7 protein-coding genes are annotated in these 10,070 nt (G+C 69.0%); 2 read left to right on the top strand and 5 right to left on the bottom strand.

Going from position 1 to position 10,070, the window contains the following annotated elements:
- Positions 1-1,670: poly(A) polymerase (locus tag VD972_RS40750; protein ID WP_324994636.1), on the top strand; the 1,670-nt coding region annotated here is incomplete at its 5' end.
- An 11-nt stretch (positions 1,671-1,681) separates the two neighbouring features.
- Here VD972_RS40750 and VD972_RS40755 read toward each other — a convergent pair.
- A complete protein-coding gene (locus VD972_RS40755; protein ID WP_324994638.1) occupies positions 1,682-2,761 on the bottom strand; it encodes a lipid A deacylase LpxR family protein in 1,080 nt (359 codons plus the stop codon).
- Positions 2,762-2,839: 78 nt separating this feature from the next.
- On the opposite strand from VD972_RS40755, the gene VD972_RS40760 reads away from it, so the two are divergent.
- Positions 2,840-3,250, top strand: a complete 411-nt coding sequence (locus tag VD972_RS40760) for an ATP-dependent helicase HrpB (protein ID WP_324994640.1) — start codon at positions 2,840-2,842, stop codon at positions 3,248-3,250.
- Between the two features lie 65 nt (positions 3,251-3,315).
- Here VD972_RS40760 and VD972_RS40765 read toward each other — a convergent pair whose 3' ends face one another.
- The 4 genes from VD972_RS40765 to VD972_RS40780 all read right to left on the bottom strand — a co-directional run bounded on the left by VD972_RS40765 (position 3,316) and on the right by VD972_RS40780 (position 9,771).
- Positions 3,316-5,796 carry a hypothetical protein gene (locus VD972_RS40765; protein WP_324994642.1) on the bottom strand — a complete coding sequence of 827 codons (2,481 nt, stop codon included), beginning with the start codon at positions 5,794-5,796 and terminating at the stop codon, positions 3,316-3,318.
- A 201-nt stretch (positions 5,797-5,997) separates the two neighbouring features.
- Positions 5,998-7,233 carry a trypsin-like serine peptidase gene (locus VD972_RS40770; protein WP_324994644.1) on the bottom strand — a complete coding sequence of 412 codons (1,236 nt, stop codon included), beginning with the start codon at positions 7,231-7,233 and terminating at the stop codon, positions 5,998-6,000.
- Between the two features lie 136 nt (positions 7,234-7,369).
- The gene (locus VD972_RS40775; RefSeq protein ID WP_324994646.1) at positions 7,370-9,319 is read right to left on the bottom strand and encodes a hybrid sensor histidine kinase/response regulator; all 1,950 of its coding nucleotides are present in this window, start codon (positions 9,317-9,319) and stop codon (positions 7,370-7,372) included.
- Positions 9,316-9,771 (bottom strand): response regulator, encoded by a 456-nt coding sequence (locus VD972_RS40780; RefSeq protein ID WP_324994648.1) that lies wholly within the window; start codon positions 9,769-9,771, stop codon positions 9,316-9,318. The genes VD972_RS40775 and VD972_RS40780 overlap by 4 nt, the downstream gene beginning before the upstream one ends.
- Positions 9,772-10,070 lie beyond the last annotated feature (299 nt).

Genomic DNA, 10,070 nt, shown 5'->3' on the forward strand with positions numbered 1-10,070 from the left:
CGGAGGATCGTCCCCATGGCGCGCTCCAAGCGCTCCAGGCCAAGCTCCAAGCGGCGCTGCCCCAGTGTGACGAGCAGGGCCGCAAGTCCGAGCACGGCTTCACTCCACACCTGAGCATCGGCCAGCTCCCGCGCTCGAGCCCCGCGGAGATCCGCAGCACGCTCTCTGCATGGGAGCGGGACTGGAAGCCCCTCACCTTCGAGGCGCACGAGGTGTGCCTCATCAGCCGGCGCGGCGACGGCCCGTTCGAGGTACGGCGTCGCGTGCAGCTTGGCAGAGGCAGAAGGCACGGCACGGATCCAGGCGCAGGTGGGCACCGTCCACCTCAGGCAACAGGAGCGACGGAGACTCCCTCGGCAGAGAAGCCAGGCCCGGCCGAGGCAGCACGCGCGCCCCCTGAGAAGTCGGGGACGCTGCGAGCGGTGCTGGAGGCGCGTGGCGAGTGGGAGTCCAACGAGGCGCGGCATCAGCGCACGGCGGCGGTGAACCGGCTCGAGGCTGTCTGCACGGAGCTCGGGCTGCAGCTCCACCCCTATGGCTCGTATCTGCTCGGGACGGGCAGCGCGAGCAGCGACGTGGACGCGGTGGCGGTCGGTCCCTCGCACTTGTCGCGAGAGGGCTTCGCAGAGGAGCTCCTCCAGGCGCTGTCCGAGCAGGACGGGACTGCCCGTGGACGCTTCGTGGCTGACGCGGCCATTCCCATGGTGAAGCTCTCCATCGGCGGTGTGCACTTCGACGTGTCGTACGCGAGCCGCCCTGAGGGTGTCGAGCCATGTCCCCCCGAGGAGCTGCTTGCGCAGCATGGAGAGCACCTGGACACCGCTGGCTTCCGCTCACTCAACGGCTGGGCCGACACGACCGCGTTGCTCGAGGCTGTGGAGCGCGAGGGCGCGGGCCCTGAGCGCTTCCGCATCACGCTGCGTGCCGTGCGAGCCTGGGCCAAGGCTCGGGGTGTGTACTCGCACGCGCTGGGCTACCTGGGTGGACTGTCCTGGGCCGTGATGGCGGCCTGGAGCTGCATGCGCGCACCCCGAGAGGCGGCGAGCACGGACGAGCGCCTGCTCGCGCACTTCTTCGAGACATTCGCTGCCTGGCCCGGGCCACAGCCGGTCACGGTGACTGCCGAGACGGCGCGCTACCGCCCCGAGGGGAAGCGGGACTTGATGCCCGTGGTGGCCCCGGCGCTGCCTCCGCGCAACACCTCGCGCAACGTCTCGCGCTCGACGCTCCAGGTGCTCCGGGACGAGCTCACTCGAGCGCGCGAGCTCGTCCAGCGGGCGCGCGCGGAAGGAACCGAGGCGGCCTGGGAAGCGCTGTTCGCGCCCGCGGACTTCTCACGAGAGGCTCCGGTGCGGCTGGTGGTGTCCATCGAGGCGCCCTCAGCCGAGGCACGGACAGCAGCGGCGGGTTGGGTGCTCGGGCACCTCACGGCGCTGGTGTACCGGCTGGAAGGAGACCGGCGGCTCTTCGCGCGCCCACTCCCGAACGAGCGGCCCGAAGGCCCCTTCGTCATCGGCCTCTCCACGCGAGGCCTGGCCAGCTCCGAGGCCTTCTCGGCGAAGCCCGGGAGCCCACTGGCGAGGACTCTGGACGAGTTCCGCGAGTCCTTCCACACCTGGAGCCACCGCCCACCGGAGGCGTCCCTCTCCCTCCAGCTCACCCACGCCTGACGCACGACGCGTTAGTGGAGGTACGAGAGCTGGAGCTGTGTGAAGCGGTGTCCGGAGAGCCGGGAGTTGGGGGGCTCGGCCATCTCCTGTGAGCGGAACACCATGCTCAGGTCGAGCTGGACGCCCCCCGTGCGCATGGCCGCGCCGAACTCGCTGTCTCCCACGAAGGGCGTCTTGCGCACGCTGGCGCTCGAGCGGAAGAGCGTTCCATCCAGGAACAGGTTGCGCGCCACCAGCCGCGCCTGCCCGCGCGCGAAGAAGTACGCCTCCCAGGTGCGCTCGGGAGCGACGGCCTGTGTGCTCGCCTCCGCGGTCTGCCCCTCAGCCTCGCGCTGAGCCTGCCTCACTCCCCGGATGGAGGGAATGATGGGTGCAAGTCCGAACGGCCGGGCAATCCATCCAGCGCGCACCGTGGCGCCGAGGCTCGCGTTGACGAAGACGGTGCCCAGCATGGCTCCCGCGGACCAGGAGGCATCCACATAGGGGCTCCACAGCAGGGTCTTCTCGCGGAGTGCGGAGAGGTGGAAGGCGGGCTCGGTGGGGAGCTGCTTCTCCCAGCCCACGGGGATCCGGGCCACCGTGCGGCCGAAGAGGTTGTTGAGCGCGGAGTGCCACGCGCGCTGCGTCTCCCCCGCGAAGGCGGGCGGGCCGGTGATGCCCACGGTGGCCTGGAGCGTGAGCCGGGAGGAGTCAGAGGGTCGCTCCGCGGCGTGGAGGGAGTGGAACAGGAGGCCGGCATGGAGCCATCCGCCGTAGGGCCGGTCGTCAGGGTTCGGCCAGGGCACTTCGCCGTCACTGGGGACGATGCGGCTGGGCGTGTACATGTTCTGCGACAGCGAGCCCCCACAGGGGTAGCGGTGCTCCACGCCACCCGGCAAGCCGAGAGCGAGGGCGAGCTTGCGGCACCCGTCGTACTCGCCAGAGTGCGTCACGCGGATGCCGTTCGAGTAAAAGCGGTCGCTCTTGGCGAGCAGATCGTTCTCGAAGTGGAGGGTGGTGACGAAAGGCAGCTTCACCTCCACCGAGGAGGTGGAGGGGAGGGGCGTTTGAGCCAGGAGGGAGGAGGTCAGCAGCGCGAGAGCCCATGGCATGCCGACAGTGTAGCGCCCTGGGGTGTCAGCCGCTGCGGGGATACTGGCGACCGGAATCTCTTTGCGGGAGCCAGAGCCATGACGGGTATCACGGCCACACAGGTGGTGCAGCCGAAGCTGCCGGATCAGGGAGCTCCTCAGGTGAGCAAACCTGGGGAGTCGAAGTTTGACGCGGTCCTCGCAGACAAGGCGCACGGGAAGGCCGCGGCCGTCCAGGGCGCGCAGGGGGTGAGCCAGGTGGAGAGCATCTCGAAGACGGAGCGCCCCACGCTGAACATGGTGTCGAGCGTGGTGAGAGAGCTGGAGCAGGGGCAGCGGCGGCTGGACAAGCTGATCGACGCTGGCGTCACGGGCAAGCAGTTCTCGAATGCGGAGCTGCTGTCGCTCCAGGCCTCCATGTACAAGTACACGCTGGAGCTGGACCTGACGAGCAAGGTCGTCGAGAAGGCCACCAGCGGCATCAAGGACGTGGTGAAGACCCAGGTGTAGCCTCGGGCTTCAGAAGGTCCCTGCCAGCCCTTCGCGGGAGTCAGGCTCCCGCGTCTCCCCGTGCCTCAGTGCACGCGCGCCCGAGGCAGGTTGGAGGGCGCCGGGAAGCCCCCGAACGTCTCCACACCCTTCAGCCCCTGCGTCCCCTGCGTCCCGCACACCAGCGTGGCCAGGTCCTCGGCGCGACGGCCCAGGTCATCGAAGGAACGCGACACCTGCGTCACCGGATCGAACACCGTCCCACCCCGGAGGAAGGCCGACAGCGCGGCCTGCTGGCCCGCGGCCCGCGGCGCCACGTGCACGAACTCCGTGCGCGTCTCCCTCGAGTGGCACCCGCTGCACGTGTTCAGCGAGAACTTGTGCCGCGCCTCCGAAGACACTCCCGGCACACGCCAGAAGAAGTCCTCCGGCACCTTCGCGCCCGCCGCCAGGAACCGCCGGCCCGCGAAGCTCTCCGGCACCGAGTGCCGCTCGGCGAGGACGTCCGCCTGGTTGGCCTGGATGAAGTCCCTCAGCGTGTTCGAGTTCTCGAACCCGAAGTCCGGCGTCAGCTTCACCGTGGCCGGCTGCAGGCCCGCCGTCGTCAGGGTGTACTCCCGCATCTCCCACGGATCGGCCAGATCCACCTCGTTGGTGCGCAGCTGGTTGAGCGCGTTGCCGAACGGCCGGCCCGGCAGCACCCCCGACTTCGCGAAGCGATCTGTCAGCGCCTGGAGCTTCACCTTGTAGCTCGGGTGGTTCAGGCCCAGCTGGCCCAGCTCATGCCAGTCCCGCGCCCAGCGCTGGATGGCCTCCGGCGTGCCGCCTGGCAGCGCGTACTCGAGAATGACCGTGAACTCCAGCGGAGCCCCCGACGGGTCGAGCACTCCGAAGACGAAGCGCCCCTCTCCGGCCTGCACCCCAGGCTGGCGCAGGTCCATGCGGTTGGTGATGGCCAGCAGCCGGAACGGCGCCCTGCTGAAGTCCAGCGGCCGGTTCGCCCCGCCGCTCCGCGTCTCCCAGGGCCCCAGCACCTTGTTCATCATCTGCGTCCGCGCCGGCAGCGTGAGGCCGTTGACCGTCTGCGCCGTCATCCACGTCTTCAGCCAGCTGCGCACCATCGTGGACGGATCCTGATCCCCCGCCATCGCCCTCATGAGCGTGCCGAAGTGCCAGGCCCCGCCCGGCGCGGTCCGCACGGGATCCTCCACCACCGAGAGCGCGGTGATCATCAGCTCTGCCGAACGGTCGATGGTGCACGTCGTGGGGTTGCACGCGTAGGTGGACTCGCAGCCGTTGGCCGGGTTCCCATCACAGTCGTACGCCCCCACCGGGCAGGCCACGCCGCACGTCCCCGCCACGCACACGCCCGTCGCATTGCCCTGGGCCTCGCAGCTCGTGCCACAGGCGCCGCAGTGGGACACGTCCTCCATGAGGTTCACTTCGCAGCCGTTGGCGGGATTCCCATCGCAGTTGGCGTAGCCCTGCTGGCACGGCGTCTCGTACGTGGGGCCCTCGACGCACTCGGACTCGTTGTACGCGGCGTCCCGCGCGGCGACGTACACCCGGCGGATGCTGCCCGGGCTGGAGGCCGCGACGGTCAGCTCGGCCGTGAAGGCGCCGTTCGAGCCCGCGAACACGGTGGCGGCCGGGAAGCCCGTGCACGCCACATCGACGAAGACTCCCACTTCTGCCCCCGGCTCCGTGGTGCCCCTCACCAGCAGCCCGTGCTGAGTGGTGCCATATTGCCAGTTCGCCTCGGTGACCACCGGATCGGCCGGCGGGGTGGTGTCGTACTGAGAAGGCGTGGGGATGGAGCTGCATCCCGAGGCGTTCCCGGCATAGTCATACGCCCGGGCCGAGTAGCTGCTCGCCGGATGGGAGCCGACATCGATCGGCATCTCGCAGTACGAGTCATCACTGGAGATCCCATCCGCCACGGGCTCGCCGTAGCAGCTGTCACCCGCGTAGACGCGGATCTTGGCGTTGGTCTCGGAGCGGGCGATGAGCCTCGGCAGCTGCATCGAGCCCGAGTCGACCCAGGAGAGCAGCGGCGCGGGCGGCGCGTTGAAGTCCACGCGGATGTCGCCGCCCTCGCGCTCGTTGTTGCCCTCCAGCTGCTCGCTGACCCGGTCATCCGCGTCCGCCACGGCGATCAGGTGGTAGGTGCGCGCGGCGAGCTCCAGCGTGCCGACGCGTCCGGTCACCTCGCGGCAGCCCTCCGCCGGCACGCTGATCCGGGAGCTGGTGGCCACCAGCACATCTCGCGAGTCGAGGAGCGCGTCCTTCGAGAGGAAGAAGGAGACCTCGGTGCTACTGGACGTATCTCCGCGATTGCACAGCCGCGCTCGCAGCAGCTCCTGGGGGGCCGTGCTCAGCGCGAAGGGCCCTGTCAGGGACTCGAGCACGAAGTCCGGCTTGCCCAGTCCAGAGGGGTCCTCGAAGAAGGGGTCCTCGAAGGGGTCCTCCGGGAACTCCGGACCGAAGGGGTCTTCCGGATAGGGCTCCACGTAGCAGCCCGTGAGTGCGCTCGTGAGCGCAAGCGCCAGCAACCATCGCTTCTGCATATGAGGCCCGCCTTCAGGGGGTGAAGAGCTGTTGGTCCCGCTGCCCGTACTTCGGACCCACTCCCGCCCATCCCGCTCCCAGCGGCCTACCAAGACCCCAAGACGCACGTGAGGCGGAGTTATTCACTCCGCCTCACAAGCGTTCACTCCCGGTCGGGGGTGGGCCTCTCCCACCCCCCAACCTCGAACCACCTGACACTTCTACCCACAGCTGCGAGAGGCGTAGGCGCTCGGGTAGTCGTCGAAGAGGCTGCAGGCGAAGGCCGCCATGGACTGGTTGATGCGCACCGCCTTGTTCCGTCCGGAGGTGCAGTAGCCGGTGCCGTACGCGTGGGGGCCGACGATCCACCGTCCACCGTCCCACCACCGGTACGTCGGCGAGCCGCTGGAGCCCGGCTCGGTGTCGGCGAAGTGCGTCAGCAGGTTCGGGCACGAAGCCGGGCCCGCCTCATCGATCGCGGAGGACGCGATGTACTGGAAGGCGCCACACCGGCCGCTCGCCAGCGGAGAGTCCGCGCAGAGGGCGTTGGCTCCCGGGTACTGCAGCAGCGTGACGCTCACCCCGTCCAGCACCGTCTTCGGCTCCCACCAGCCAAACCCGAACCAGCCCAGCGAGGCCGTGCGCGGCTCGTCCTCCAGCAGCATGAAGCCGATGTCGTAGTTGGGATCCTCGTTGGACACCCACCCGTTCCAGGCCCAGAGGCCCACCACCCGGCGCGGCGTGCCGTTCGCGAACCGGTCCGAGCCCTCACCCCGGTGGCCCGGCGAGAACCACGTGTTCCACGACCAGGCGTCGGTGTCCGGGTCGAACACGCAGTGCCCGGCCGTCATCACCAGCCGCGGGCCAATCAGCGCTCCGCTGCAGAAGCCTCGCACCGAGGTGGAGGTGGACAGGATGGTGCCCGTCGCCCGGAAGGGAAACTGCGTATAGCTGGTGGTGGCGATCGCGCTCTTGCCGTCCGTGCCGATCAGCGACTTGCCGCTCACGTCCCGGTTGCCGTCCTTCACGCTCGGCGGCGCCATCAGCTCCTCGGGGGTGGAGGGAATCGAGTCCAGCCGCTTGCGGAACTGCCGCCCATCGGCCAGCACCAGGATGCCCTCGGACGCGCTCGCCTCGTCCAGCGCCTTGCGCGGGCCCGGAGTGAACCCGCGGGCCTGCATCCGCGCCATGTACTCCGCACCGAACGCGGCCTGCACCTCCAGCGAGGTGGTGGCCCGGCCCATGGCCTCGTAGCCCTTCATCTTCAGCGGGTCGATGTTCGCCACCATCGCCGCGCGCAGCTGCGCCTCCGCCTGTGCCGCCTGGCGATCCATCACCTCCACGCCCGCGCCCCGCTCCTCGGCGTTCACGTCTACCTCTGCCTCCACACCCCCGCACCCCGCCAACATCCCCGCTGCCATCACCGCCGCTGCAGCCTTCTTCAGATTCAGAATCACGACTCGTTCTCCCCCTGTCCTGCGGACAGTGCTCCTAGGTTGTGCCCAGAGAACGAGCCCTCTCCCAAATCTTCCCGCGGGAATTTCGGGAGCCTTTTTTAACGCCAGAGGTGGGAGAACGTGCGAGGACTGCGCCTCACGCAGGAGATGCGGCGCCCTCGGACAGCAGCGAGCGCACCAGATCCTGGAGATCCCTCGGGAGGAACGGCTTCTCCACGCAGGGGTTCTTGATCTGGCTGAGGAACTCGCGCGCCCGGGCCGTGAAGGCGCCACCCGTCAGGAACACCATCCGCGCCGCGAGCTCGGGAGCCACGCGCGCCAGCTCCTCGTGCAGGTCAATGCCGCTCATCTCCGGCATCATGATGTCACAGAGGATGAGATCGAACTGCTCGCCGCCCGTGAGGCGCGCATGGGCCTCGCGAGCGCTCGTCAGCGCCATCACCTCATGCTCGCGCTGGAGCGCCCGGCGGATGGCCTGGCTGACCAGGGGCTCGTCATCCACGATGAGGATCCGCCCCCGCCGCCCCGGTCCTGGGGACAGCTCCCGCGCAGGCTCTGGCAGGGAGGCAATGCTGGGGTGGGCGACCGCGGGCAGGACGATTCGGAAGATGCTGCCGCGCCCGACCTCGCTCTCCAGCTCCAGCCGTCCTCCCAAGGACGCGACGATGTTGCGGCAGATCGGCAGGCCCAGCCCTGTACCCACGCCATTGGGCTTGGTGGTGAAGAACGGCTCGAAGACCCGCTCGAGCTTGTCCGAGGGGATCCCCGTGCCGGTGTCGCGGATCTCGATCACCGCCTCCGCGCCCCGGAGCCGCGTGACGACGCGGATCTCGTTGAGCTCCACGCTCCCCTCGGGGATGGCCTGGGCCGCGTTGACCAGAAGGTTCAGGAGCACCTGCCCCAGCTCCACCTCTCGGGCCTCGATGCGGATCGGATCGCCGTAGTCCCGCACCAGCCGGGCGCGATGCCGGATCTCGCTGCTCGCCAGGCGCAGCGAGGACTCGATGACCTGATGCACCTCCAGGCTCTGCCGCCCGGGTTCCTTCTCCCCTCGCGAGAAGATCCGGAACTGCTGGACGATCTCCCGAGCCCGGGCCGCTCCCAGCTGGGCGTCCGCCACCAGCTCTTGCACCTCGGTGCGCTCGGCGGCTGTGACTCCCAGGCGTGGCAGCACGTCCCCCTCCAGGATGTGCAGGTTGGCCAGCACGTAGGCCAGCGGGTTGTTGATGTCGTGCGCGACCATCCCCGCGACCATCCCCAGCGAGGCCATGCGATCCGTGAGCACGAGCTGGGCCTGCATCCGCTTGCGCTCGGTCAGATCCCTGGCAATCCACATGGTGCACGGCTGCCCCTCGAACACCACCGGGAACCGGGCCAGCTCCGCGGGGATGCTCTCCCCGGAGATGCGCACCAGGCGGAGCTCCCGGAAGGGCTCGCGCCCCTCCTCTTCCTGTGTCGTGACGAGGTCGCGCAGCACCTGCTCCCCCTCCTCAGGGTGGAAGAAGCGGGCCACCACCTCCTGCACCTCCAGCCCCAGGAGCTCGTTCGGAAAGACGCACCCCAGCAAGGTGAAGAGCGCTGGGTTCACGTAGCTGATGCGTGAGCCATGGATGACGCACACCCCATCGGGCAGCCGCTCGATGAGCTCGCGGAAGCTCGCCCGGGAACGGCGAAGCGCCTCCAGCGTGCGAGCGTGCTGGACCGAGTAGCGGATGGACCGCTCCAGCAGCACCGGCGTCATCTGCGACTTCACCAGAAAGTCCGCGGCCCCCGCTTCCTGGGCCTGGCGATCGATCTCGTTGTCCGAGTTCCCTGTCAGCAGGATGACGGGCAGCCGCGCACCTCGCCGGCGCGCCTGCTGCATCAGCTCCAGCCCCGTGTGCGCCCCGAGCCGGTAGTCCAGCAGGCACACGTCATGGAGCCCCGAGGCCATTGTCACGAGGGCCTCGTCGGCGTCCTCCACCCAGTCCAGGGACAGCCGTGGGTCGCCCAGCTCCCGCAGCGCATCACGCACCAGGATGAAGTCATCCGGGTCATCCTCCACGAGGAGGACGCGCAGCGGAGGCGAGGCCGCCCCCCATGTCATGTCGGGCTCGCGAGCGGGAGCGTGGCTGTCTGCAGCCAGTACTCGCCGAGGACCTTGACGACCTCGACGAGCCGCTCGAACGTCACGGGCTTGGTGATGAAGCAGTTGGCTCCCAGATCGTAGCTGCGCACCACGTCCTCGTCCGCGCTGGAGGTGCTCAGGACGATGATGGGGATGCGGCGCAGCTCCGGGTCCGCTTTGATCTCGCGCAGGGCCTCGCGGCCGTCCATGCGAGGCATGTTCAGATCCAGCAGGATGAGCCCCGGGCGCGGGGAGACTTTCGGGTCGCTGTAGCGTCCCCGATGGTTCAGGTAGTCGAGCAGCTCCTCCCCGTCCTCGACCCACCTCAGCTCGCCGTTGAGCTGGTTCTTCCGCAGGGCATCGCGGGTGAGATCCCGATCATCCACATCGTCATCGGCCATCAAGATGGTGACTGCCAGGGCACGTGCCATCAGATTCCCCTGTCGCGCTGAGGTACTCGAGCAATGGTGCGGTGAGGAGGGGTCCGCTCACCTCCATGGCCTCATATGTACCTTGCCCCGATGGGCAGCTGGAAGGGAGCCGGACACGCATGGATCCGGGTGACACGACCCTCCGAAGCTTGTGCGCAGATGTGAGGGTCTAGGTGGGCTTGACCCGGTGCGCCATGCCTCTCACTGGGAGTGTTTCGCGCCGTCCTTGCGGTGCTGGCTGGCGATCACCGAGTCGCCAAACCGCTCGACGTTCACCAACCAGGCCGCCGCGTTCTTCA

Origin of the sequence: Hyalangium sp., from assembly GCF_035629615.1 — a bacterium.
GTDB lineage: Bacteria > Myxococcota > Myxococcia > Myxococcales > Myxococcaceae > Hyalangium.